This window comes from Microcoleus sp. Pol7_A1, assembly GCF_036701085.1.
In the GTDB taxonomy this organism is placed as follows: Bacteria; Cyanobacteriota; Cyanobacteriia; order Cyanobacteriales; family Microcoleaceae; genus Microcoleus; species Microcoleus asticus.
Genome location: NZ_JAUBQD010000019.1, coordinates 43,838 through 68,994, shown reverse-complemented (window position 1 = coordinate 68,994; position 25,157 = coordinate 43,838). Strand labels below are relative to the sequence as shown.

Below are 25,157 nucleotides of genomic sequence, written 5' to 3'. Positions count from 1 at the left end.
TCGATTAAGCTAAGCAGCTCTGGGAGTCGAATAGCGCGTGTGCTGCCAGCACAGCGTTGCTAGCAGCACCGATCGCACTCACAAAATCGATCTTGTCAATCAAGAATCGACAGAAAAGTTTTATTTAGATCGGACGGTGCGCGCAGAAGCCAAGAAGTCACAACCCCCGATCGCATTGGGGACAAGACAAGCTAAAAACAAGCAAGGCTTCAAAGGTTGGAGAGATTTGGAAGCTCGATAATATTTGCATTTAAAAGAGTTTCTAACTCAAAAAGTCAACACATTTGTGTTGAAAGAAAAAATCTAACCCGCCATCCCAAATAAGTGGAGAACAAACTCATGGCAAAAGAACGCCCACCATTAGAAGAGATGACTTTGCGACAACTCCGCAGAGTTGCTAGCGAATGTGGAGTCTCTCGCTACAGCCGGATGCGGAAATCGCAACTCCTGGCATCAATTCAAGAAATTCAGCGCACCAAATTTTCCTACAGCCCATCTCGCAAACTAGAGGCACAAGAAGCAGTGGAAGCAGCAAAGTTTGAACTCGGTCAAGAAGATAGAACAGGCGGTTCTTTGTCGTCTGTAGATGAAGGTTTAGCAGATTTGCCCAACGGCTACGGCGAAAGCCGGGTTGTTTTAATGCCCCGCGACCCAGAATGGGCCTACACTTACTGGGACATTCCCAACGATCGCAAAGAAGAATTGCGCCGCCAAGGAGGACAGCAACTCGCCCTGCGGATCTACGACGTTACAGATGTTAACCTCGACACTCAAAGCCCGCACAGCATTCAAGAATATCCCTGCGACGAACTGGCGCGGGAATGGTACGTGCCAATCCCCGTGAGCGATCGGGACTACGCGATCGACATCGGCTACCGCTGTGCAGACGGCCGCTGGCTGGTATTAGCTCGATCGGCCCAAGTCCGCGTTCCTCCCGTCTATCCCAGCGACTGGATTGAAGACCAATTCATCACCCTCGACTGGGAAGAAGAGTTGCAAGGCAAAACCTTCGCCGAACTGGTTCCTCCCGCCAAGAAAATGGCACAAGCAGGCAATGGCGCTGGTTTCAGCACCGGCAACGCCCTCTACGAACAAATCTTCGGCATGGCAGAATCTGCCGAATCCCTGCGCGTATCGGGTTCTATCTTCGGTTCCATGCAGCACGTCGCCGGTTCCGTCCAACAAGTCGGCATCCACGAACAATCTCTCAGTTCCTACGTCTTCCCCTCCGGCGTTGGAATGTGGGCTGTTCCCACCATGTCCGGTGTCGGTATGTCGGGTGTCGGTATGTCCGGCCTCACCATGTCGGGTGTCGGTATGTCCGGCCTCACCATGTCGGGTATCGGTATGTCGGGTGTCGGTATGTCGGGAGTTGGCTTCGCCGCCCCGATGCGCCCCCGCCAGTTCTGGTTAGTTGCTGATGCCGAACTGATCGTCTACGGCGCCACCGAACCCGACGCCACCGTCTACGTAGGCGGACAGCCGATTAAACTCAATGCTGACGGCACTTTCCGCTTCCAGATGTCTTTCCAAGACGGCTTAATCGACTATCCGATTTTTGCAGTAGCAGCCGACGGCGAACAAAACCGCGCTATCCACATGAAATTCAACCGCGAAACCCCTGAACGGCACACCAATACCAAGGAAGATGCTGTTGTGGAATGGTTGGGCTGATCGCTCGCGGTCGATCGCAATCCGGGCGATAATGCAGGTTTGTGCCAATTTGTTAACCATCACAAGGCATAGCCTGAGCCGATCGTGATTTGTTAGGGTTAATCCCAGACAACAACCCATAACACCCCCTATACACCGTACTCCTGTTTTGAGGAGCGGTGTTTTTTGTATTTAGGACTTACTCAGAAACCGGGTTTTTATAGCAGAATAGATCGCGGATCGGGCGATCGGCAAAAGTTATACCCATTCTTAAAAATAGGGATAAATATAGATTGTATGGGAACATCTGTAGGGACTTAGGCCTAAGTTCCTACTTTATTTCATCCGATTGATAACTGCTATAGCAATCCTACTAAATGAGTTGTAAATTTTTTACGCCACCCCAACACTCCCCGAAGTCGCGGGGAGGGAGTAAGAAATTCACAAATGATTTAGGATTGCTATATATTAGACAATTATCTCAATATCTATCTGTAGATAGATGTTTACTTAACTCGCTATCGAGAGTGTTCAATCAAAAATTGCACTTTTCACTCAAGCATTATTAAGTAAGCTAAAGTTTACTTAAATTTTTATTGCACAAACTCGCTAAATTCAGCGAAACAAAAGAAAGCGAGTTATGAGAGAAATAAGGCGATCGCACAGCCACTTCTCAAAAACAAATGCAAAAAATAAATTCTCCGCCGCAACGAAGGCAGAAGCCTCGTCTTTTAGCCTTATTCGCTGTCACATTAACCGCCGTCTTGCTTTTATTTATTCTGCCGGCACTGACTCAACAGCCAGTCGTGCTCACCATGTTAATGCAAGGTCAAGACCTTGTTAACTGGAAACCCTTTGTCAAAGAATTTGAACAGAAAAACCCCGACATTCGCATCAACCTCATAGAAGGGCCTTTTGACAGCAACCTCATAGAAAATCTTTACACATCTGCCTTTCTTTTAGGCGAATCGCCCTACGACATAATCAACATGGATATTGTCTGGGTTCCCAAATTTGCAGCCGCAGGTTGGGTAAGCGATTTGACAGACAGAATTCCCCCCGAACAACTATCAAAATTCATCCAAGGTAACGTCGAAGGCGGGCGGTATCGGGGCAAACTTTACCGAATTCCCCACGCTTCCGATGCCGGAATGCTTTATTACCGCAAAGACATTTTAGAACAAGCGAAAATTCCAGCGCCGAAAACTTTTGAAGAGATGGTAAAAATCTCTCAAAACTTGCAAAAACAGGGAAAAGCAACTTGGGGTTATCTGTGGCAAGGCAAACAATACGAGGGAGTCTCTGCGATGTTTGTCGAGGTTCTCTCCGGTTTCGGCGGCTTCTGGGCTAACCCTCAAACTTTTGAAGTTGGGTTAGATAAACCGGAGGCAATTAAAGCAGTTGAATTTCTCAAAAATACGATCGCCTCCGGCATTTCTCCTCCGGGTGTCACCACCTACGGCGAAGAAGAAACCCGGCTGTTGTTTCAAAACGGCAAAGCGCTATTTTTGCGAAACTGGCCGTATGTTTGGAAGCTGGCAAATGCCGAAGGATCGAATGTTAGAGGTAAAATTGCGATCGAGCCAATGCTCAGCAGTAACGGTAAAACAGGCGGTTCCTGCTTGGGCGGCTGGGGCTGGGGAATTGCCAAAACCTCAAAACATCCAGAACAAGCGTGGAAAGCAATTCAGTATCTTACCAGCGAGGAAACCCAGCGCAAATTTATTTTAGAAACAGGTTTAATTCCCAGTTACAAATCCCTATTTACAAACAAAGAAATAGTCGCCAAATATCCCCACTACCCGCAACTGCTAAAAGTAGTGGAACGGCCAGCTTTGCGCCCGCCCCTGGCACAATACGCTCAAGCTTCTGATATTTTGCAGCGCTATTTGAGTTCAGCTTTTACCGGGAGAATGAGTGCAGAACAAGCAATGAAAGCAGCAGCTAGCGAAACTCGCAATTTATTAGGCAGTTTGAAACAACCCCAAGCTTCGTAAGTCCTAAACAGGCAAGATGCCTGTTCCACAAAGAGTGAATTTTCTAGCCCGCCCGAACAGGCAAGATGCCTGTTCCACACAGAGTGAATTTTTTTATTGTGGGGTGGGCATCTTGCCCGCCCGAACAGGCATCTTGCCTGTTCCACAAAAGCTAATTCTCTTGCGGGTTGGGTTCCTAGCCCGCCCAAAAATAAATTAAAGGTGAGAAATATGCAATTAGACAAGATGCGACAGCGCGAACAAACAACCGGATGGATATTAGTAGCACCAGCTTTGATAATTCTGCTGCTAGTATTTGCTTACCCAATATTGCGCGCTTTTTGGCTGAGTTTATTCACCCAAAACCTCGGTACAGAATTAAAACTGGTTTTTTCCGGTTTTGCTAACTACAGTCGAATGTTAGGTGACGGGCGTTTCTGGCAAACTTTAGGCAACACCACAGTATTTACTGTCGCCTCTGTTGTGCTGGAATTAATTCTCGGCATGGGCATTGCCTTAGTTTTAAATCAATCCTTCGCAGGGCGCGGCATTGTTCGCACAATCTCCCTGCTACCTTGGGCGCTACCGACTGCATTGATGGGAGTAGCTTGGGCGTGGATTTTTAACGACCAATACGGCGTAATTAACGACATTTTAATGCGGTTGGGATTGATTCAAAATAGCATTAGCTGGCTGGGAGATCCGACTTTGGCAATGATGGCAGTAATTACAGCAGATGTGTGGAAAACTACGCCCTTTGTCAGCTTGCTTTTGCTAGCAGGATTGCAGTCAATTCCCAATGATTTGTACGAAGCCCACGCTATTGACGGCGCGAGTAGCTGGCAGAGTTTCCGTCAAGTTACCGTGCCCCTGCTGATGCCGCAAATTGTGATTGCTTTGCTGTTTAGATTTGCCCAATCTTTCGGCATTTTTGACTTGATTCAGGTGATGACGGGAGGGGGGCCGGCGGGGGCAACCGAGACGGTTTCTATCTACATTTACAGCACGGTAATGAGGTATTTAGACTTTGGGTACGGGGCGGCTTTGGTGGTGTGTACTTTTTTGCTGTTAGTCGCAGCAGTTGCGATCGCCGCTTACCTGTTATCGAGAGCCCGCATCAATTGATTTTAGATTGTAGATTTTAGATTTTAGATTTGAGGATTGTAGATTGTAGATTTTAGATTTTAGATTGCTGAACGGTTTGAATTTTTCCTTTCATTGGTATAAATCATGTCTATCGCCCGCGAACAACCCACAAAAAAAACCTTTGACATCCGGCAATTAATCTTGCCAATATCCGCGATATTAGTCGTCGCATATTTCCTCGCACCTATTATCTGGCAGGTGCTAACTTCTTTTAAAGTAAATGCGGATATTTCGGCAATTCCCAACGTCTACATTCCCAAACGAATTACTTTTGAGCATTACCTGTCCCTCTTCCAACGTCGCCCGTTTGCTCTTTATATTTTAAATAGCGCTTTTGTTTCGATTACTTCAACATTGCTGTGTTTAGCAGTAGGCGCTCCCGCAGCATACGCTTTAGCCAGGTTGCGGCTTTGGGGCGAAAGAATCATCCTGGCAACTGTGACAATTGTAACGCTATTTCCGGCGGTGCTGCTATTTTTGGGACTGCTGGAAATTGTCAAAGCTTTGGATTTAGGCAATAATTATTTAGCATTAATTATTCCTTACACCGCGATCAATCTGCCGCTGACAATTTTGGTAATGCGGAGTTTCTTTCAACAGTTGCCAAAAGATTTGGAAGATGCCGCTAAAGTTGACGGATACAACACTTTTCAAATGCTGTGGCAAATCGTACTACCCATGACATTTCCCGCGTTAGTAACCACTGGAATTTTAACATTTATTTCAGCTTGGAACGAGTTTATATTTGCCCTAACATTTATGACTCGCGAATCTCTAAAAACAATCCCCGTCGCCACGGCTCAACTCAGCGGCACGTCAGTCTTTGAGATTCCTTACGGGCCGATCGCCGCAGCTACCGTTTTGGGAACTTTGCCCTTAGTTTTGCTGGTTTTGGTGTTCCAACGGCGCATTGTTCAGGGTTTAACGGCCGGGGCTGTAAAAGGATAAATCGATTTTAGATTTTAGATTTTAGATTGAACTGGTTCCTGGGCTCTGGCTGGGAACGAGTCAAACAACACAGTCAACAGTCAACAGTCAACAGTCAACACTTTAAAAATCATGGCCAAATTGCAACTAAAAAACCTCAATAAAACCTACAGCCCTAAAGTTGTTCCCGTGAAAGACATTAGTTTGGATGTCAGCGAAGGGGAATTTCTGACTTTGTTGGGGCCGTCGGGGTGTGGCAAATCTACCACGCTGCGGTTAATTGCAGGGTTAGAACAGCCGACTAGGGGGGAGATTAGAATTGGCGATCGCAATGTCACTTATCTCAGACCGGGCGATCGGGATATTGCAATGGTTTTTCAAAGTTACGCGCTTTATCCGCACATGACAGTCTACGACAATATGGCGTCGAGCCTCAAACTTCGCAAAATCTCCTCCAGCGAAATCAATCGGTTAGTGACGGAAGTTGCAACATCCCTCGGATTGACGGAATTAATCGATCGCAAACCCGGAAAACTATCAGGCGGACAGCGGCAGCGAGTCGCCCTCGGCCGCGCATTAGTGCGCCAACCGGAAGTATTTTTGCTCGACGAACCTTTGAGCAATCTCGACGCATTATTGCGGGAAAAAGTTAGGGCAGAACTCAAACAATTGTTTTCCTCCCAAAAAGCTCCTGTAGTTTACGTCACTCACGACCAAACCGAAGCAATGACGCTTTCTACAAAAGTCGCAGTTCTCAACAGCGGCAGCGTGCAGCAACTAGACCCGCCACACTTAATTTATACCCGTCCTGCTAATCAGTTTGTAGCGGGTTTTGTGGGCAGCCCGCAAATGAATTTGCTAGTGCTTAAATGCCAGGGCAATTTTGCGATGTTAGGTGATTTTGGAGTTCCACTCCCAAATATGCCGACTGTGCCGCCAGAAATTGTGTTGGGAATTCGCCCGGAACACGTCGGCTTTGCAGATGCAGAGGCCGGCAAGATGTCGGCCCCAGAGGCAATTAAAGGTGAGGTTTATTTAGTGGAAAACTTGGGAATGCAAAATTTAGTTAGCGTCCGAGTTAAAGGTTTGGAGCCAGTAACGGTGCGGGCTTTGCTGCCAAATGACCGCCACTGGAATTCCGAAATTGTAGAGCTGGTTTTTCCGCCTCAGTTGCTGCACTGGTTTGATGTAAAAACGGGCGATCGCTTGCAATAAGAATTTGCCCGGAATAGCATGATTGATTAAAAATTCTCTAACCATGTGTATAAAAATAGGTTTTTTGCTTCTAATTAAATTATAACTTTAGTTAGAGGTAAAAGTATTTTGCTGCTGTTAACGTGATATTCATGTGTGAAAAAGCTAATTGGCTCACACATAGGTGGCGTATTTACCAGAATTTATCGCTAACCTATAACTCTATTTAGGTGGTTAATGGCAAGGTGAAGCTAAGTTGGCTTTCTCTGGCGTTAGCTGCTGAGTTTGGAGTGAGCCAATGAGATTTAAAAATGTTGAAATTTATCACCAATCAACTTAGGGAGTATTACCGAGATGAATTTGATTTCCACAGCCATTGCTCGCATCAGTTCCCTGCTTAAGGGCTTTCAAGTGAAGAGTTTTTTGAGTGTTGTCCTAGTCGGTTTTATGCTGCTGACGGCAAATGTTGATTCGGGAAACAGTAGCAAGGCTTTCGGCACTCCAGGAGGCTCAAAAGCGGAGCTAAACAATCCTGAAAGACCCCAAACAACCCGGGAATGGAGGCAAGAAGCTCGCGAAACGTCAGACTCTCCGGGCGAACGAGCTCAGAAGATTGGACAAGAGGCAGGAGCAGCCGTGAAAGAAATGGGAGAGATGTACCAAGACACTGCTAAGAGAAGTGTCCGCGAATTAAAGGATAAGTAGGTCGCCCTAAAAAAATATAACACTGAGAAACCTGATTGCTGTAGGGGCAGCGCCAAGAGTGTTCGCCCTTGCGGGTTTCTCAACACCTGAACAGTTTGACGTTTAAATAGGTTGAGCTACTTAATACGGCAGAGACAATCAAGTAGGCGAGCATAAATAAACTAAGACTGACGTTCATAAACCCGGTTTCTCATGTGAAACTGGGTTTTTGAGTTGGAAGCCTTTTATGTTAAATTAAATCAAATCCGCGTTAAAAACCCCTTGATAAGACTCGGCGGTTGAAACTGAGATATTGCTGGATTCTCCATAAGCATTTCAAGGGCGGACTTGGAGCAACGGCCCAGAATAAAATTGAACTATGAGCGGAACAGGTCGGAAAGCCTGCTCGTGAAAATGGTGCAATATGTCAGTTAAAACCGTTTTTAACCTCAAACTCGTATGTGGCTTCGATCGCCTCTAGAATGCGAGTTTGAGGTCAAACTACACAAACTTTCGTCCCTGTCTAAGAGACTGAGAAATAAGCGGTAAGGCGCTTAGGTTGCACCCTACATATAGAAGTTCCGCGTAATTCCTGATGAATAAACATCTTAACAGTCTTTGCTTGACCGGCCTGCTGTTCATCCTGCCTGTTTGTCCCGCGACAATTGCCCGCGCTCAACTTCCCGAAACTGCGGATACTAATGCCAAGCAAACAAATCTCCTCAAAGATGAACTGTATTTTGGGTTAACTAAACCGGGAGGTGAAACAATTTCGGAAGCAGAATGGCAGGAGTTTGTCAAGGCAGTTATTACCCCTCGCTTTCGGGAAGGGCTAACTGTATTAGAGGGCTCGGGGCAGTTTCTCAACAGCTCGGGAATTCTGATTAGAGAAAACTCTAAAATAGTTATTTTGATTTATCAAAGTAGCCCGGAAAAAAATCAGGCTATTAATGAAATTATCGAAACTTACAAACGCACTTTCCAGCAAGAGTCCGTTTTGCGGGCCACGAGCGAAGTTAAGGTTTCCTTCTGATGCGGTCATCGAATCAGTGTATTTATGATATTATTTGGCTGAGCAAGGTCATACCCTCAAAGATAAGTAGGGTGCGGGTGCAAGCAAAATCATAATCATAATTTTTGGGTATCGATCGCACACTGCAAAAACTCGCTAGAAAAACCTGCCCGGGAGAAAACAAAAACATGACAAACGACGGCAACCCAAAAGCTGAACGGCCCGAAAGCGAGGATTCAGAAAATTTGGACGGTATGGCGAAAGCTTTTATTGTGAGCGTGGCTTGGTCTTACGCAGAGGCATTGGAGCGAACGAAACGATCGCGAAATCCACAGCAACCCGCGCCGGAATCTCCGACAGAACAAGTCGATCGCAATCCTGAAAGCAATTAATGAAAGACCGTTAATGCGATCGATTTGCCAAATTATCTGTGCGATCGAACACAGTAGTCAGTTAGCTGTTTTGAGTTCAGAACGATCTACTCAGAGCAGCGAGCTGTTCAATTAAAGCCGAATTTGTATTGGATTTTACAACAAAAAAAAGTGAAATCCCCGTGACTCTTCAATAAGCTCAGAACAAGCTTTAGTCAGGGGATGAGAACTGCGTTGCGGGTTTGAACCTCAACCTATCTCTATCCCTAAAACCGATTTAAACTAAACAAAGTACGGTTTTACCGCTACAGTGTACAAAACAAATAACCAATTTTTAGATCGGTCTCATGTCTAATTCAAAAATGATTGGCAAAGCGATCGCAGGTGGTCTTTGCTTCGGCATCCTCGCCAGCTTCACCGCTTCACACAGCCCCGCATCCGCAGCAGCACCAACAATTGCCCAAGAAACAGCAGCCCCGGCCGCCAGCAACATCGACACGCAACTCCTAGGCCAATGGCAAGGCACAGTCCCCTCCGGTCAGTCTTTCACCTTCGTCTTTGCCCCAGAAGGCAAATTGTTTCTCATGGCTAAAGGCCCCGACGGAGCCGCCCGCGCCAAAGAAATGAGGTACAAAGTTAATCTCGGTGAAAAACCGATGCACATTGATGTCGGCCTCAGCAGCACAGAAACCGTTGAGACTGTTTTTGAATTGACTCCCGAAGGTCAAATGCGGCTTCAGTTGCAAGGCACTAATCCCGGACAGGCCAGACCTAATGCCTTAAACGAGCAGGCAACCGTGTTTAAAAAGGTCTCTGAGGCCACTGCACTGCCTGCTGATACTCAAGTCATCGGTTTTTGAGGAAAATTATGCGCAGGCAGAAGGCACTCCAGTAGTTCTGAGTTTTGAGTTGTGAGTTTTAATTTAAAGAATTTAAACTTTAAAATTCAAAACTCACAACTTAAAATTTTCCCACTGCCTTCTGCCTTCAACAGGCCCTGCTACAATCCACTTAATCTCCATTTAACTTTTGCCATAGACCTCCATGAGTGAAACCGTCCTAGAAGTTCGCAACCTGCGGGTTCAATTTCAATCTGCGGACGCAGGCGATGCGTCTGCAACAGTCAAAGCTGTTGACGGCATTTCGTTTGAGGTCAAGCGAGGGCAAACTCTGGGAATCGTGGGAGAGTCGGGGTCGGGAAAATCGGTAACATCCCTGGCTGTGATGGGTTTGCTGTCGAGTTCGTCAACGAAAATCGAGGGCGAAATTTGGTTTTCTCCGACAAAAGACGGCGCTAGCAATGGGCCTGTGAATCTGCTGGAAATGCCGGACAGGGAAAAACAAACATACCGGGGCAGCCAGATTGCGACGATTTTTCAAGAGCCGATGAGTTCGCTCAATCCCGTTTATACGATCGGATTTCAACTCACAGAAGCCATTTGTTTGCACCAAAAGGTGTCGCAGACAGAAGCGCGGCGCAAAGCAGCTTCTCTGCTGCAAGAGGTAAAGCTGCTAGCGGGCGACGATGAGCTCAGGCAGCGGTGTTTGGCTTTGCGGCAAGAAGCGGTTCGGGAGGACGATCGCGATTTGATGGAGCTCGTCAACGGCCAAAAACAAGCTATGCTCGATCGCTACCCCCACGAACTCTCAGGCGGTCAAATCCAGCGCGTGATGATTGCAATGGCCATTTCTTGCAATCCAACTTTATTAATTGCTGACGAACCGACCACGGCTTTGGACGTAACCGTGCAGGCAACAATCTTAGCTTTGCTGCGCGAGTTGCGGGACTCTAGAGGCATGGCAATGATTTTTATTACCCACGATTTGGGCGTCATTGCGGAAATTGGCGATACGGTGGCGGTGATGTACCGAGGCAAGATTGTTGAGTGCGGTGCGATCGAACAAATTTTCAGCAATCCCCAACATCCTTACACAAAAGGTCTGTTAGCTTGCCGCCCAACTCTCGATCGGCAACTGCGCCGCTTGCCGACAGTTTCCGATTTTATGGATGTCACCACAAATGCTAGCGGCGAATTAGTAATTGTCGAGAAAAATACCGATTTAGACGGCGACAGCAGCGGCGGAAATCCCGCTTTTCCAAATGGAAAACCGCCTCGGCTGCCGAATATTTCCGAGCCTTTGCTGGCTGTTAATAACTTGCGAGTCGGTTTTCCGGTGCAGGGAATGTTTGGCGAAACTAAACGCTTGTTTATGGCGGTCAACGATATTTCTTTTGAGGTTTACCCGGGCGAGACTTTGGGTTTGGTGGGCGAGTCTGGCTGCGGCAAATCAACTTTGGCGAGAGCTTTGCTGCAATTAATTCCGATCGCCAGCGGTAAAGTGTTTTTTGAAGGCCAAGAAATTACGCCTCCTGCCATAAGTAGTTCGGCATCGCAGTGGATGGCTAATTATCGGAGGCAAAAAGAGTACGATCGCAAATTGCGGTGGCTGCGGCGCGATCTGCAAATTATTTTTCAAGACCCTTTTAGTTCTCTCGATCCGCGCCTGAATGTTGGGGATGCGGTGATGGAACCGATGGTGATTCACCGCTTTGGTAAGAACCATAAAGAACAGCGCGATCGCGCGGCTTATTTGTTGGATAGAGTGGGTTTAAATCCCGATTTTATGCGGCGCTACCCTCACGAGTTTTCGGGCGGACAGCGGCAGCGAATTTGTATTGCTAGAGCTTTGGCTTTGAATCCTAAGTTTATTATTTGCGATGAGTCGGTTTCGGCATTAGATGTGTCGGTGCAGGCGCAAGTTTTAAATTTGCTGAAGGAGTTGCAAACAGAGTTTGGACTGACTTATATTTTTATTTCTCACGATTTGAGCGTGGTCAAGTTTATGAGCGATCGCGCGATCGTCATGAACAAAGGTAAAATCGAGGAAATTGGCACTGCTGAGCGCATTTACAGGCAGCCGCAGCAAGCTTACACGCGGCAACTTATAGCTGCTATTCCTGCGGGAAATTTGGAGCGAATTCGGCAACAGCAACTAGGTCGCCAAGCTGCTTGGCCCCCATCCCCTGCAGATGAATCGAAACACTTGTGAGCTCTAGTGTTTTAAACTGGTATCAATTACCAATTGCCCGTTACCAATTACCAATTACTAATTAACCATTAAGCGCGAATATCTCGTGCAACGAAAAACTTCTACAAATATTTTTTTCATTTTATCTTCACAAATCAGCAGTTTATCTTTATTTTAACTTCATAATTTATGGTCAAATTCAACCTGCTTGAACTTGACTAATATTCCGGGCTGTTCAACCCACACCCAGGGCAGTTCACGCAGTATTTTCATACATCAAACCCGGTCATTCCTAGACGCAAAAAGTGGTATAATACGCTACTCTAAAGCGGTAAGCAGCTTCATGCGCAGCATACATAATTAGGCTCTGCGTGCAGGATCAGCTAGATTACGCAAAATGTCCGATGACTAACAGCAATATGTAGCGTAGTATTATAGATAAACTTTCTCTATTGGAAAAAAGTAGAAAAGGCGCACCCTAGCTAAAAAGAGATTGCTCGCTAATTGCGTAAATACACTTAATTCTCTGACCGAGTTGCGTAGATTTACGCAACTTTAAAAATGATAGATTTCGCAAGCTAGGAAAGTTTTACAAAATTTAAACATCTTTATTGTAATTGTGACTCACCAAAACCAAAACGGAATCAAGAGTAAAAAAATGAAATCTTCTGTTCATATCGAAGAATCAAAAAGCACTAAATTATCGAACTTACTGCGACTGTTGTTGAGAAAATTCACGCCAGCAGTCACCAGAATAGAAAAGGGAGAAGGCAGCAAGCAGTATGAAAAAAAAATCAGCCTAGCGACGATCGCCCCTGGCAGTTTATTCTCAGTTTTGATAATTGTACTGCTTGTCTTAAACGAATTGCTCGTAGCTGGCAGCCGTGATAATTTGTACGGTGGCCAACTCGCACTGGGATTTTTGGGAATAGCAAATATTGTCTTTTTGGCGGTATCGGCGCGCTCAAACGCCTCTGCTGTCGCAGCCCAAAACGATCGCCCATCCAGCCAACCCGACGGGTGCGATCGCTTTTTTAGCCTCTCGCCAGATATGCTGTGCGTCATTGGTTTTGACGGTTATGTAACACTCATCAACCCAGCAGCAGAAAAAATCCTCGGCTATTCCCCAGCAGAAATGATTGGCAAACTGTTCATTGAATTCGTGCATCCAGACGATCGCGAAACTACTTTAAAAGAAGCTGAAAGTATTGCTGCGGGGAATAATACCGTTGGGTTTGAAAACCGCTGGCGCTGTCGCAACGGTTCTTACAAGTGGATAGCCTGGACTGCTACCCGTTTCTGCGAGGAAGAATTGATCTATGGTGTCGGCCGCGACATTACCGATCGCCAAAGGGCCCAAGAGTCACTCCAGTACAGCAATTCTATCTTGTATTCCGTGATTGAAAGCACGCCGGATATCATTTGTGTCAAGGATATTCAAGGCCGCTACACGATCGCTAATTCTGCGCTAGCTCAATTTTTTGAAAAACCGCTTGAGGCAATTTTAGGCACAGACGATGCAGGATTATTTCCCGCTGAAATGGCCAGTAAAATTATCGAAATAGACAGCAGAGTGACGGCAGGAGAATATTTGAATTATGAAGAATATATACCAAAAAATGGGGCTGTGCAAACGTTTCTAACCGCGAAATACCCTTGGCGCGACTCTCAGGAAAATATTATCGGCGTAGTTGGCATATCTCGCGACATCAGCGATCGCATACGCGCCGAAAAAGCCTTGCAAGAAAGCGAGGAACGCTACCGCTGCTTAATTGAAGCCACATCCCAAATTGTTTGGGATACTAAAGCCGCAGGCGAATTTGTCACCGAACAAACAGGATGGAGTGCATTTACAGGACAGACTTACGGCGAACTTAAAGGATGGGGGTGGCTGAATGCTATCCATCCAGACGACAGACAACATACTGCAAAGATTTGGTCTGATGCAATTGCCAACTGCACTTTATACGAAGTAGAACACCGCTTGCGCAGGCACGACGGCGAGTACAGGTACATGAGCGTGCGCGGTGTGCCCGTATTGAACGCAGACGGCAGCGTTCGCCAGTGGGTGGGAGCGCACTTCGATATTACCGATCGCAAAATAACAGAAGAACAAATACAGCAGCAAAAAGAATTTTTGCGCAGCATTTACGACGGCGTAGATTACAGCATTTTTGTAATAGATGTCGGCGAAGACGGAGAATTTCGCTACGCCGGCTGGAACCCAGCAACAGATTTACTCGGCGGCATCAGCAGCGAATTCGGGTACGGCAAAACTCCAGAAGAGCTTTTCCCAGAAGCTAGAGCAGCAATGTTCCGGCAGAATTTGATCGACTGTTTGGAAAAAGGCAGCTCGATTTCCCGCGAATATCCCGCTAATTTTGTGCCTGGAGAAATCTGGTCGATCCTAACTCTGACTCCGCTGCAGGACGCATCAGGCAAAATTTATCGCGTTGTCGGCAGTTTCACCGACATTACAGAACGCAAAAAAGCCGAAACACAATTGCGCGAACAAGAAGAATTTTTAAACAGCATTTACAACGGTGCCGCTCAGATTATTTTCGTAGTAGATGTAAGCGAAGACCGAGAATTTCGCTACGCCGGCTGGAATGCAGCGACAGAAGCCTCTACAGGTATCAGCAGCACTGATGTCAAAGGCAAAACTCCCGAAGAGGCTTTTCCCCCGCCGATAGCAGCATATTTTCGGCAAAAATACATTGATTGTCTCGAAGCAGGCAGCTCTATTTCTTACGAACATAGCACTGATGTGGAGACAAAAAATTGGTTTGTCGTGGCTCTAACGCCACTGCGCGATGCCTCTGGCAGAATCTACCGCCTGATTGGCAATTCGACTAACATTACCGATCGCAAACAAGCAGAAGCAGCGCTGCAAGAGAGTCAGCGTTTTGTTGAGCGAATTGCCAATACCAGTCCGAATCTTCTCTTTGTTTACGATGAAAGCGAGCAGCGAAATGTCTACAGCAACCGCGAAATCAGTGACACCCTCGGCTATACGAGGGCAGAAGTTGAAAACATGGGCAGCAATCTACTGCCCACCATCATCCACCCTGACGACTTAGCTAAATTTCCCGGATATTTTCAGCAATTAGAAAATGCTCCCGACGGCGAAGTTATTGAGTACGAATATCGGGTACGCGATCGACAGAATTGTTTGCACTGGTTAGTCAGCCGGAATATTGTATTTAGCAGAACAGAGGAGGGAAAAATTAAACAGCGTCTCGGTGCTGCTACAGACATTACACAGCGCAAAATAGCAGAACAAGCTTTAGCAGAACAATTGAAACTTTCTCTATTCACTGCAGATGTGGGAATTGCTCTAACTCAAAACCAGACTTTGCTTGCAACTTTGCAATATTGCGCCGATGCAGTTGTGCGCCATTTGGATGCTGCGTTTGCTCGGATTTGGACGCTGAATGAAGAGGGAAATGTACTGGAACTGCAAGCAAGCGCGGGGATATATACTCACATTGACGGCGCTCACAGCCGCATTGCTGTCGGTGAGTTCAAAATTGGTTTAATCGCCTTGGAGCGAAAACCTCACATCACTAATTCTGTGCAAGAAGATCCCCGAGTCCAGGACAAAGAATGGACAAAACGAGAAGGAATGGTGGCTTTTGCTGGATATCCGCTAATTGTTGACAATCAGTTGCTGGGAGTAATGGCGATGTTTTCTCGCCAGGAGTTGAACGAATCAACGCTGGTTGCTTTGGCATCAAGTGCCGATGCGATCGCCCTGGGAATTAAGCGCAAACAAACAGAAGAAGCTCTCGCCAGACAAAAGCAAACTTTGAGGGCAATTATTGACAACGCTCCCATTTGGGTGTGGCTGACTGACACTAAAGGCAAGATGCTGTTGGTTAACAAAACTTTTTGCGAATCTGTGAACGTTCCTGAAGAAAGATTTTTGGCAGCTTCTCATTCTTCAGAAATTTTGGGAGGGGAAGCATTTGCGAAGTGCATGGCATCTGACGTGCACATCTGGAGTCAAGATACTCCTTTTTATGCTGATGAAATTATCCAGTTTGCTGACGGTGAAAATCACCATTTAGAGGTGATCAAAGCTAAGGTAAAAGAGGCCAACGGCAGCGCGATCGGCTTAATCGGTTTGGGTTTGGACGTTACACAACAAAAAGAAGCTCAACGAAAGTTGCAAGCTTCGGAAGCGCGATTCCGCAAGTTAGCGGAGCAGGAAGCGCTGCTGAACCAGCTAGCTAGCAATATCCGCGAATCTCTGGATTTAGATACTATTTTGGCAACAACTGTGCAGCAGGTTCGCGACTTGCTGCAACTCGATCGCTGTGTGTTTATCTGGTATTTGCCCGACGCTTCGCCACCTGCTTGGGATGTCGTCCACGAAGCTAAAAATGATGACTTGTTCTCGGATTTGGGTTATTTCCCTGCTGACATAACGGGTACGCTGTCGCAAAAAATCGCTAATTTGGAAGTTTATCAAATAGATGATGTTGCAACTCTCAGCGATCCCGTAGAACGAAAATTCTTTTTGGAGGTTGGTTACAAGTCTGTCTTGGATTTGCCGATTAAAAGTACCGGGGGTTTAAATGGTGTTATTGGCTGCGTTTCTTGCAGCGAGGTGCGTAAGTGGACAAAAGAGGAAGTGGAGTTAATGGAGGCAATTGGCGCTCAATTGGGCATCGCCATCAGTCAATCTGAACTTTACACTAAAAGCGTCGATTCAGCTCGGATAGCACAAGAACAAGCTGCAAAACTCGAAGTAACTCTGTGCGAACTCCAGCAAGCTCAAACTCAGCTCGTGCAGGCAGAAAAAATGTCGAGTCTCGGTCAGATGGTAGCAGGAATTGCCCACGAAATCAATAACCCGATCAGCTTTATTTTCGGCAATCTTACCTACACAGAAGAATACACCACAAACCTGATGAAACTGGTGCAAATGTATCGAGATGAATACCCGGAACCTTCTCCGGATATTCAGCAGGCAATAGAGGTGTTAGAGCTAGATTTTGTGCTAGACGATTTGCCGAAAATGCTGTCTTCTATGCAGGTGGGAGCCACTCGCATCCGCGATATCGTGAGGAGTTTGCGCAATTTTTCTCGCCTCGATGAATCTGACATGAAAAAGGTTAATATTCATGAAGGCATCGACAGCACATTGATGATTTTAGAACACCGTCTGAAAGTTCAGCCCGTTAGCGTAGCGGGTACGGAGTACCGTCGCCCCGCAATTCAACTCGTTAAAGAATACGGACAATTGCCACTCGTGGAGTGCTACGCCGGACTGTTAAATCAGGTGTTTATGAATATTATCGCTAACGCTATTGACGTTTTACAACAACCGCTCGAAAATCCGGGAATTATCCGCATTCGTACAGCGGTAGAAGGTACTCTCGCTGTGATTACAATTGCTGATAACGGTGCTGGCATGACCGAGCAAGTCAAGCAGCGGATCTTTGACCCGTTCTATACTACAAAACCGATCGGTTCGGGGACGGGGATGGGTTTGGCGATTTCTCATTCAATTATTGTCGAAAAACATAAAGGTGAAATCAAGTGTTTCTCGGTGGTGGGGAAAGGCACTGAATTTATAATACAGATTCCGATTAAAAGAACAGAAAATTAAATTGGTTTGATGCCACAAAAATAGTAAGGTAAGTCAGTCGGAAAAACCCTATTTTTTCTATTAACCTTAAGACAGACTCACCTATAAGCTACAAACAAATAAAAGTTATTTCCCCCAAAAATTGTCTGGTATACAATATGCACGAGACAACTAAAATTGATATGATATTAAAAATCTAAAATCTAAAATCTAAAATCTAAAATGGCATTACCTCCCGGCAGTTTAGGTTTACCCCTAATTGGCGATACCCTCAACTTTTTGCTAGATTCCCAATTTGCCAATAAACGCCACCAGCAGTACGGGCCCATTTTCAAAAGCAGCATTTTCGGACAGCCTACCGTGTTTATGTGTGGCCAAGAGGCTAATTTGTTTGTTTTAAGCAATGACAACCAATATTTTGTTGTGGCTTGGCCTGCTAGCACGAGAGCGCTTTTAGGGCCGCTTTCCTTGGCGTTGCAAACGGGTGCTAGCCACCAAAATCGGCGTAAGTTGCTGTACCAAGCATTTGGGCCGCGAGCTTTGGCCGGGTACATCGGCGGGATGGAAAATATCACTCAGCGCTATTTAGAAAAATGGGCCAAAATGGAAACCATGACTTGGTATCCAGAACTGAGAAATTACACTTTTGATGTTGCGGGTAAGTTGTTAGTAGGGATTGAAAATGGTTCGGAAACGCCGCTAGGACATTATTTTGAAACTTGGTGCAATGGTTTATTTTCGATTCCTTTAGATGTGCCTTGGACTCAGTTTGGCAAGGCGAAAAAGTGCCGCAAGCTGCTGTTGGCAGAACTTGAAAAGATTATTCGCGATCGCCAGCAAGGAACCCCTAGTGGCAATGATGCTTTGAGTTTGCTGATTTCGGCTCGCGATGACGAGGGAAATAGTTTGAGTTTGGATGAACTAAAAGATCAAGTGCTGTTGCTGCTGTTTGCGGGACACGAAACTTTAACTTCGGCGATCGCCTCTTTTTGCCTTCTCCTAGCTCAAAATCCCGATGTGATGGCAAAAGTGCGGGCCGAACAGCAGCAGTTCCCCACAAGTGAACCCCTAAAATTGGAACAGCTCAAACAAATGACTTATTTAGAACAGGTTATGCGAGAAGTGCTGCGTTTAGTTCCACCGGTGGGAGCTGTTTTTCGGACAGTAATTAATGCTTGCGAGTTCGGCGGCTATGAAATTCCCAAGGGTTGGAGCCTGATTTCTGGGATTAATCAAACCCATCAGGATAGTCAACTTTATCCTGAACCCGATCGATTCGACCCCGATCGATTTAGCTCGGATCGATCGGCTAAACCGTTCAGTTACGTGCCATTTGGTGGAGGTTTGCGAGAATGTTTGGGCAAAGAATTTGCCCGGTTAGAGATGAAGTTGTTTGCGGCAAAGATTGTTCGGGAGTTTGAATGGGAGCTTTTACCGGATCAAGATTTGAATTTAATCCGAGTACCGACTCCTCATCCCCGCGACGGTTTGCAAGTGAAATTTCGGCGGAACTATTCTTAAGAACAGGCAAGATGCCTGTTCCACAATAGGTAAATGTTCTTGTGGGGTGGGCACGCTCGCGTGCCCAGAAACCCTTATTGATAATAGTGCAAGATCTCAGTCTCAATCAACATCCAATTGCATCGGCCCCAGATACTTAGTTAAATAAGGAGAAAAAACCTCATAAATCAGCGTCAGTGGCTTTCCGTGATGCCAAAACAAATAGTGTCGCCCCCAAAAAGGCCCCGACTGTTCAAAAGCTGATTCCAAAGCAGCCGAATTACCCAAATAAATGCCTTGCACGTCCCGATACAATTCTGTGCGCAGCCGCGCTAAACTGGCCCAAATTGGCAAAGATTTATTTTGTAAATATTCATCTACATGGCTCGCTTCCCACCAAGAAGTTGCATAGGCCAAGCGCTGTCCCGAAGCAGTCCGCAGCCACACTTGGCGGCGCAGGCGCGGCCCCGGAACCGCGACAATTTGCTGGGGCGCGCCGTCTGCGTCTTCACCCACTAAAGACATATCGATGACATCAACTTCTGTGGGTTCCCCTGTCAGCAGTTGCAGGTGACGGGTGGGGGAACCGTCGCCCAGGAGCAGTATTTGCCATGCCGGTGCGAGCTTGGCGTGGGGCAAACCCTTCTGTACTGCGTCTTCGGCTCCTTGCCACAGGGGGTTGAGAGCGTGCCAGGTGCGGCTGTTTTTGGGTGTGAATGTTGCAGTCAAGGGTCTTTACAAAACTTAATTTTTTATTTATTATAACGCTTCTTCAATTATCCACTCAAAAATAAAAAATTGAGCGACCGAGGACGATCGCCCATAGGATGTCCGGTTAAATAGTTATAATACTTCTGTTCGGGATTTTTATTCTTCCTTCTTCCTTCTTTCTTCCTTCTTCCTTCTTCCTTCTTCCTTCCTTCTTCCTTCTTCCTTCTTCCTTCTTCCTTCTTCCTTCCACTATATGTTACGAATAACCGAAATAAAACTCCCCCTAGATCATCCTCAAGATGCGATCGCCAGCGCCATTCTCAAAAAGCTGCAAATTCCCCCCGAAGAATTGCTCGGCTATTCCATCTTCAAGCGCAGCTACGATGCTCGTAAAAAAGCAGAAATCCTCCTTGTCTATATTGTGGATGTAGAGACGACACAGGAAAAGCAACTTCTCCAACGCTTCAAAAAAGATCCTCATGTAATGGTGACACCAGACACGAGTTATCGCTATGTAGCGCAAGCCCCCAACAATTTGACGATTCGCCCCATTGTGATTGGTACAGGGCCGTGCGGTATGTTTGCAGGTCTGATGCTGGCACAAATGGGGTTTCGCCCCATCCTTTTAGAACGCGGAAAAGCCGTGCGCGATCGCACGGTTGATACCTTTGGATTTTGGAAGAAAAAAGCAGAATTTAACCCAGAATCTAACGCCCAGTTTGGCGAAGGTGGTGCGGGTACTTTTTCCGATGGCAAACTCTACAGCCAAGTTAAAGATCCTCAACATTATGGACGCAAGGTGCTGACGGAACTTGTGAATGCGGGAGCTTCACCGGAAATTTTATATATTAATAAACCGCATATTGGCACCTTCAAACTGGTGGGAATTGTCCAAAGTCTTCGCGCTCAAATTGAATCATTAGGCGGAGAAATTCGGTTTCAAACTCGTGTAGAAGATATCCACATCGAAAATGGAAAAGTGCAGGGAGTTACCCTAGCCAGTGGAGAATATATTGCTAGTAATTATATAGTTTTGGCGGTGGGACACAGCGCCCGCGATACTTTTGAAATGTTGTTTTCGCGCGGGGTTTACATCGAAGCAAAACCATTTTCTATTGGTTTTCGGGTGGAACATCCCCAAACTATCATCGATCGCTGTCGTTTTGGCGATCGGGCGGGCCATAAGCTTTTGGGCGCCGCCGATTACAAACTGGTTCACCATTGCCAAAACAATCGTTCTGTATATAGTTTCTGTATGTGTCCCGGTGGTTTGGTAGTGGCGGCTGCGTCAGAACCGGGGCGACTTGTCACTAATGGGATGAGTCAATATTCTCGCAATGAACGCAATGCTAACAGCGGGATTGTGGTGGGTATTACGCCGGAGGATTATCCCGGTCATCCCTTAGCAGGAATTGAGTTTCAGCGTCGTCTAGAAGAACGGGCATTTGAGTTAGGAGGTGGCACTTATAACGCCCCTGGGCAGCTTGTGGGGGATTTTTTGGCACATCGGTCTTCCACGGCGCTAGGCAGCGTGCAGCCGTCTTATACGCCGGGAGTTGTGATGACTGATTTGAGCGAAAGTTTGCCAGATTATGCGATCGCAGCTATCCGCGAAGCACTTCCGGCTTTTGACAAACAGATTAAAGGATTTGCGATGGATGATGCGGTTTTGACTGGCGTGGAAACGCGCACTTCTTCACCAATTCGGATTAAACGCAAGGAAGATTATCAAAGTTTGAATACAGAAGGTCTTTATCCTGCTGGGGAAGGTGCAGGATATGCGGGTGGAATTCTGTCGGCGGGGATTGATGGAATTAAGGTGGCGGAGGCGGTTGCTTTGAGTATTTTGCAATCTTCAAACCATAAAATTTGATGCGGGATTTGAGGATTTTTAGATGGTTTGAAGATTGCCGTCAAATGTCAACTGTCAACCGTCAAGTCTGTTCAAACAGCAGCTAAACGCGATCGAATTTCCGTATCGGTATACTCAGGCGTCCAGCCTTCTTTGGTGGTAAAATAGCGCACAGCTTTAATTTTCCGGGCTGCTGTCAAATAAAACCAATGTTCTGTATTCGCCGGCACGTTGATAAATTCTTCCGGCTGCACTGTGAGTTCGACTTGGCTGCCGTCGGGCCGCACGAAGCCGAAAATGCCCTCGCCTGCTACGATATAGCGGACTTCATCATCGGCGTGGATGTGGCACTTGTTGAATTTGGACAGCATGGTGTCGAGGTTGGGAATGTCTGGGTGCAGTACGAGTAAGTCGCGATCCTGATAGCCTGCACTTTGGTTTAGCTGTTGAAAGTAGCCGTCGAGAGCTTGCAGCACTTGCTCTTTTTGATTGTCGTCAAGAGCATCTTTCGCTAACAAATTTTGAATTTCAGCGCTGTCACCCACGGGCCAGCGGTTGAGTTGAATGTTTAAAGGCGCGAGTTCGCGCGCAATGTCGCTTAATTGAGTGTAGGTTGTACCGTTTTCGAGTTGCAGGATAGCCATTTTTGCACGTTCCAATTTTTGGATGAGGCGATAAACAGACACAGCGAAAGATGTTTGTCGATCGCGCCTGTACCAGAATCCCAATTTTAACGCTAATTTGAACAGGCTTTCCGGCCTGTTCCACAACAGTTCAATATTTGTCGCGATAATATTATAAGTCAGGCGCCAGCTAGCACCAGCAGCGATGGCATTACTGATATCTTAAATGTAATTTTTGCAACAACTATGCCTACTTATACTGGAATTTCTAGCGAAGCATTTCAGCATCCCCTCGATCGGCAAGCTGAGGAAGCGCTGCGCAGCGTACCTGGATTTGACTTAATTGCCAGCAAATTTGTAGAATTTGTCTACGAACGACCGCAATTCGTTTACCTAATGGGAAATAGCATTCAAGTCGGCCCACGCCAATATGCCAGCATTTATCATATATTTCGGGAGTGCTTGCAGGATTTAGATGTTTTTCCAGAACCTGGTTTGTTTGTTTCTCAGAATCCCTCAGTTAACAGCTATGCCCTAGGGAAAAACCAGCCTTATGTAGTATTAAACACTGGTCTTTTAGACTTGTTGGAAGAGCCAGAAATTAGGGTAGTATTGGCTCACGAGTTGGGACACATTAAATGCGGTCATCCAACTTTAAATCAAATGGCGACGTGGGCGATGAGCGTTGCATCGACAATTGGCGAGATGACTTTCGGGCTGGGAAATATGGTCGGCAGCGGTTTAATTTACGCTTTTTACGAGTGGCGTCGCAAGGCTGAATTATCGGCAGACCGGGCGGCTTTGTTGGTGACGGATGACTTAAACAGTGTGATGAAGACGATGATGAAACTTGCGGGAGTTAGCAGTAAATATGCTGACCAATGCAGTTTGCAAGAATTTATCCGCCAGTCTGACAACTATCAAGAGCTCGATCGAGACAATCTCAACCAAGTGTATAAGTTTTTACTTTACAACGGCGGGCAAGGCGTGATGCTGAGTCACCCTTTCCCGGTGGAACGCCTGCGGTATTTGCGAGACTGGGCAAGTTCCGAGGAATACCGCCAAATTAAGCTGGGGAACTACAAGCGGGCTGTAGCTGAGGGTGCGGTTGATGTGAAGTCCCAAACGCCTAACAGCGAGACGGAGGCTTTGCGCCGTCAAATTGAAGAGTTGCAGCGGGAGATCGATCGGCAAAAATCAAAGCGAAACTAAGTTTAAATTCCTCGTTTCCAGGCTCTGCCTGGGAACCGGCTAAATGTTTTGTTGAAGATTTACCGGATTTGAGGGAGGGAGAAACGTAAAAGGAAGGTAAACCAGTCAGAGACTTACTCGCAACTGGCCTCCAATCTAAAAACTGTCCCCTCCTTTCGGAAATCTGTTTCTGAGGAGGTGTAGTTTAAATCAAGAGAAGCTTATAAATCAACGGGGCTAAAAAAAATGATTATTGATAACGCAATGAATACTAAGAAGCCAACTTCTAATTTTTTCGGCAATGTGGGAAAAGTCGCGCTCGCCCTGACTCTTCTGGCCGCCGGCATGGCATTTACAAATCCTGGGAGAGACAAATACCTAACTTATGCTTCCGGCGTACTCGAAACCGAGTTGGAAAGCACTGTGTGCAAAGATTCTCGCGTTCCGAAAGCTTTGAGCGGCATTACAGATACTTTGATCGGCAGTTGCAAGAATTTACTGACTTCGCAACGGGACACGATCGAAGGCTTGCTCGACAATACAACGCAGCGTCAAAATTTAGGCGTAGCCAGTATTTACACAACTGAATTAGGCAAAAAAAGCTATCAAACTGTTGGAGCTTTTGGCAATTTCGTGACGCTGCCACCTAGTTCGGAAAATGCTCAAAACTAATCTCAAATTAAGTTTAATTGTAGAAACCGGGTTTTGTAAAAAGCCCGGTTTTTGCTTGCGTAATTATATATAAGTAAATCTAAATAAATTCGGATACAGGCAGCACATATTTTTAATCAAGCCCGCTATTAAAGCCAAATATTAAGTTTTATTAAATATGAAAAGTTATTGTGCCACTTAATATTAACATTAACACTATAAAGTTTAATGTTTAACAAATAAGCAGATGGCAATGCAATTAAGTAAGGGTGAGAGATTTAATATCTCTCAAGAAGCGCCCGGTTTAAAAAAAATGGCGATAGCCCTCGGTTGGCAGGTGACAGAGGCAGGACAAAGCTACGAGATTGATGTCTCGGCGTTTATGCTAGGTGCTGACGGCAAAATACCTAACGATAAATATTTTATCTTTTACAATAATCTGCAATCCTTTGACAGTTCGGTACTGCAATCGATTCCTGAAACAAACAACCAAGGTCAAGAGAATAAGACTATTTACGGCGTTATCTTAGAAAGAGTTAATCCTGAAATTGAGGAAATAACTTTTGTTGTGACTATTCACGATGCAGATAAAATTAATGCAAATTTTAGCAATATCAAAAATGCTTTTATCAAAATTAGCAATTTGGATACGAAAAGCGAACTGGTTCGGTATGAATTAAAAGAGAATTTTTCGCGAGAGACTGCTGTAGAATTTGGTCGTTTGTATAGAAAAAATGGAGAGTGGAGGTTTCAGGCGGTAGGAGCAGGATATCAAGCTGGATTGCAAAGTTTTGTTGACAAGTATTGCAGCTAAAACAGTAATAATATTGCTCCAATTACTAACGAGTTGGCAGCGGGAACAGCAGATGATTTGCAGTTCCCGGCTGGGGAGTTGGACGTGAAGCCAGAACCGGAAGCGGAACAGTTTCGTCTGGAGATTTTGGTAAATTTGTTACCTTGCTACCTAGTTTTGAAAATGCTCCCAACTAATGTCAAATTAAGTTCAATTGTATAAACCGCTTGGGGCAGAAATTCCGGTT

Annotated in this window: 21 protein-coding genes; 18 read left to right on the top strand and 3 right to left on the bottom strand. The window is 46.0% G+C overall.

The window, feature by feature from the left end:
• Positions 1-37 precede the first annotated feature (37 nt).
• From QUA20_RS13450 to QUA20_RS13390, 13 genes are all read left to right on the top strand, one after another.
• Positions 38-241 carry a hypothetical protein gene (locus QUA20_RS13450; RefSeq protein ID WP_172187033.1) on the top strand — a complete coding sequence of 68 codons (204 nt, stop codon included), beginning with the start codon at positions 38-40 and terminating at the stop codon, positions 239-241.
• 98 nt (positions 242-339) lie between these two features.
• Positions 340-1,674, top strand: a complete 1,335-nt coding sequence (locus QUA20_RS13445; protein ID WP_333189313.1) for a DUF4912 domain-containing protein — start codon at positions 340-342, stop codon at positions 1,672-1,674.
• Positions 1,675-2,336: 662 nt separating this feature from the next.
• Entirely contained in the window at positions 2,337-3,650 is a 1,314-nt protein-coding gene (locus tag QUA20_RS13440; RefSeq protein WP_333189312.1) for an ABC transporter substrate-binding protein, read from the top strand.
• Positions 3,651-3,860: 210 nt separating this feature from the next.
• Positions 3,861-4,754: a sugar ABC transporter permease gene (locus tag QUA20_RS13435; RefSeq protein ID WP_333189311.1), complete on the top strand. Its 894-nt coding sequence runs from the start codon at positions 3,861-3,863 to the stop codon at positions 4,752-4,754.
• Between the two features lie 105 nt (positions 4,755-4,859).
• Positions 4,860-5,723, top strand: coding sequence for a carbohydrate ABC transporter permease (locus QUA20_RS13430; RefSeq protein WP_333189310.1), 864 nt, complete (start codon positions 4,860-4,862; stop codon positions 5,721-5,723).
• A gap of 111 nt (positions 5,724-5,834) precedes the next feature.
• Positions 5,835-6,917: an ABC transporter ATP-binding protein gene (locus QUA20_RS13425; RefSeq protein WP_333189309.1), complete on the top strand. Its 1,083-nt coding sequence runs from the start codon at positions 5,835-5,837 to the stop codon at positions 6,915-6,917.
• 333 nt (positions 6,918-7,250) lie between these two features.
• The gene (locus tag QUA20_RS13420; protein WP_333189308.1) at positions 7,251-7,601 is read left to right on the top strand and encodes a hypothetical protein; all 351 of its coding nucleotides are present in this window, start codon (positions 7,251-7,253) and stop codon (positions 7,599-7,601) included.
• Positions 7,602-8,175: 574 nt separating this feature from the next.
• On the top strand, positions 8,176-8,613 hold the full coding sequence (locus QUA20_RS13415) for a DUF3574 domain-containing protein (protein ID WP_333189307.1): 438 nt from the start codon (positions 8,176-8,178) through the stop codon (positions 8,611-8,613).
• Between the two features lie 167 nt (positions 8,614-8,780).
• A complete protein-coding gene (locus tag QUA20_RS13410; protein ID WP_333189306.1) occupies positions 8,781-8,984 on the top strand; it encodes a hypothetical protein in 204 nt (67 codons plus the stop codon).
• Between the two features lie 326 nt (positions 8,985-9,310).
• Positions 9,311-9,823: a hypothetical protein gene (locus QUA20_RS13405; protein ID WP_333189305.1), complete on the top strand. Its 513-nt coding sequence runs from the start codon at positions 9,311-9,313 to the stop codon at positions 9,821-9,823.
• A gap of 184 nt (positions 9,824-10,007) precedes the next feature.
• Positions 10,008-12,014, top strand: a complete 2,007-nt coding sequence (locus QUA20_RS13400) for an ABC transporter ATP-binding protein (RefSeq protein WP_333189304.1) — start codon at positions 10,008-10,010, stop codon at positions 12,012-12,014.
• Between the two features lie 637 nt (positions 12,015-12,651).
• Complete coding sequence (locus QUA20_RS13395) at positions 12,652-17,610, top strand: PAS domain S-box protein (RefSeq protein ID WP_333189303.1); 4,959 nt, start codon at positions 12,652-12,654, stop codon at positions 17,608-17,610.
• A 201-nt stretch (positions 17,611-17,811) separates the two neighbouring features.
• Entirely contained in the window at positions 17,812-19,110 is a 1,299-nt protein-coding gene (locus QUA20_RS13390; protein ID WP_333189302.1) for a cytochrome P450, read from the top strand.
• Between the two features lie 102 nt (positions 19,111-19,212).
• Here the strand turns inward: QUA20_RS13390 and QUA20_RS13385 are convergent, their stop codons facing one another.
• On the bottom strand, positions 19,213-19,818 hold the full coding sequence (locus QUA20_RS13385) for a chorismate lyase (RefSeq protein WP_333189301.1): 606 nt from the start codon (positions 19,816-19,818) through the stop codon (positions 19,213-19,215).
• A 106-nt stretch (positions 19,819-19,924) separates the two neighbouring features.
• Positions 19,925-20,050 carry a hypothetical protein gene (locus QUA20_RS13380; protein WP_333189300.1) on the bottom strand — a complete coding sequence of 42 codons (126 nt, stop codon included), beginning with the start codon at positions 20,048-20,050 and terminating at the stop codon, positions 19,925-19,927.
• Positions 20,051-20,053: 3 nt separating this feature from the next.
• Between QUA20_RS13380 and QUA20_RS13375 the strand changes: the two genes are divergently transcribed.
• Positions 20,054-21,673 carry an NAD(P)/FAD-dependent oxidoreductase gene (locus QUA20_RS13375; RefSeq protein WP_333189299.1) on the top strand — a complete coding sequence of 540 codons (1,620 nt, stop codon included), beginning with the start codon at positions 20,054-20,056 and terminating at the stop codon, positions 21,671-21,673.
• A 71-nt stretch (positions 21,674-21,744) separates the two neighbouring features.
• On the opposite strand, the gene QUA20_RS13370 is transcribed toward QUA20_RS13375, so the two are convergent.
• Positions 21,745-22,296: an acireductone dioxygenase gene (locus QUA20_RS13370; protein WP_333189298.1), complete on the bottom strand. Its 552-nt coding sequence runs from the start codon at positions 22,294-22,296 to the stop codon at positions 21,745-21,747.
• Between the two features lie 225 nt (positions 22,297-22,521).
• Between QUA20_RS13370 and QUA20_RS13365 the strand changes: the two genes are divergently transcribed.
• The 4 genes from QUA20_RS13365 (at position 22,522) to QUA20_RS13350 (ending at position 25,132) form a co-directional block, all read left to right on the top strand.
• Positions 22,522-23,487 carry a M48 family metallopeptidase gene (locus QUA20_RS13365; protein ID WP_333109567.1) on the top strand — a complete coding sequence of 322 codons (966 nt, stop codon included), beginning with the start codon at positions 22,522-22,524 and terminating at the stop codon, positions 23,485-23,487.
• A gap of 225 nt (positions 23,488-23,712) precedes the next feature.
• Positions 23,713-24,138, top strand: coding sequence for a DUF4359 domain-containing protein (locus QUA20_RS13360; RefSeq protein WP_333189297.1), 426 nt, complete (start codon positions 23,713-23,715; stop codon positions 24,136-24,138).
• Positions 24,139-24,364: 226 nt separating this feature from the next.
• Positions 24,365-24,931, top strand: coding sequence for a TerD family protein (locus QUA20_RS13355; RefSeq protein WP_333189295.1), 567 nt, complete (start codon positions 24,365-24,367; stop codon positions 24,929-24,931).
• Between the two features lie 33 nt (positions 24,932-24,964).
• Positions 24,965-25,132 (top strand): hypothetical protein, encoded by a 168-nt coding sequence (locus tag QUA20_RS13350; RefSeq protein ID WP_333189294.1) that lies wholly within the window; start codon positions 24,965-24,967, stop codon positions 25,130-25,132.
• Positions 25,133-25,157: the final 25 nt, after the last annotated feature.

Coding starts and splice junctions, on each gene's coding strand:
- QUA20_RS13425 (WP_333189309.1), top strand. CDS start 5,835: ATGGCCAAATTGCAACTAAAAAACCTCAATAAAACCTACAGCCCTAAA.
- QUA20_RS13395 (WP_333189303.1), top strand. CDS start 12,652: ATGAAATCTTCTGTTCATATCGAAGAATCAAAAAGCACTAAATTATCG.
- QUA20_RS13445 (WP_333189313.1), top strand. CDS start 340: ATGGCAAAAGAACGCCCACCATTAGAAGAGATGACTTTGCGACAACTC.
- QUA20_RS13435 (WP_333189311.1), top strand. CDS start 3,861: ATGCAATTAGACAAGATGCGACAGCGCGAACAAACAACCGGATGGATA.
- QUA20_RS13440 (WP_333189312.1), top strand. CDS start 2,337: ATGCAAAAAATAAATTCTCCGCCGCAACGAAGGCAGAAGCCTCGTCTT.
- QUA20_RS13370 (WP_333189298.1), bottom strand. CDS start 22,296: ATGGCTATCCTGCAACTCGAAAACGGTACAACCTACACTCAATTAAGC.
- QUA20_RS13410 (WP_333189306.1), top strand. CDS start 8,781: ATGACAAACGACGGCAACCCAAAAGCTGAACGGCCCGAAAGCGAGGAT.
- QUA20_RS13415 (WP_333189307.1), top strand. CDS start 8,176: ATGAATAAACATCTTAACAGTCTTTGCTTGACCGGCCTGCTGTTCATC.
- QUA20_RS13365 (WP_333109567.1), top strand. CDS start 22,522: ATGCCTACTTATACTGGAATTTCTAGCGAAGCATTTCAGCATCCCCTC.
- QUA20_RS13375 (WP_333189299.1), top strand. CDS start 20,054: ATGTTACGAATAACCGAAATAAAACTCCCCCTAGATCATCCTCAAGAT.
- QUA20_RS13390 (WP_333189302.1), top strand. CDS start 17,812: ATGGCATTACCTCCCGGCAGTTTAGGTTTACCCCTAATTGGCGATACC.
- QUA20_RS13430 (WP_333189310.1), top strand. CDS start 4,860: ATGTCTATCGCCCGCGAACAACCCACAAAAAAAACCTTTGACATCCGG.
- QUA20_RS13420 (WP_333189308.1), top strand. CDS start 7,251: ATGAATTTGATTTCCACAGCCATTGCTCGCATCAGTTCCCTGCTTAAG.
- QUA20_RS13400 (WP_333189304.1), top strand. CDS start 10,008: ATGAGTGAAACCGTCCTAGAAGTTCGCAACCTGCGGGTTCAATTTCAA.
- QUA20_RS13360 (WP_333189297.1), top strand. CDS start 23,713: ATGATTATTGATAACGCAATGAATACTAAGAAGCCAACTTCTAATTTT.
- QUA20_RS13405 (WP_333189305.1), top strand. CDS start 9,311: ATGTCTAATTCAAAAATGATTGGCAAAGCGATCGCAGGTGGTCTTTGC.
- QUA20_RS13355 (WP_333189295.1), top strand. CDS start 24,365: ATGGCAATGCAATTAAGTAAGGGTGAGAGATTTAATATCTCTCAAGAA.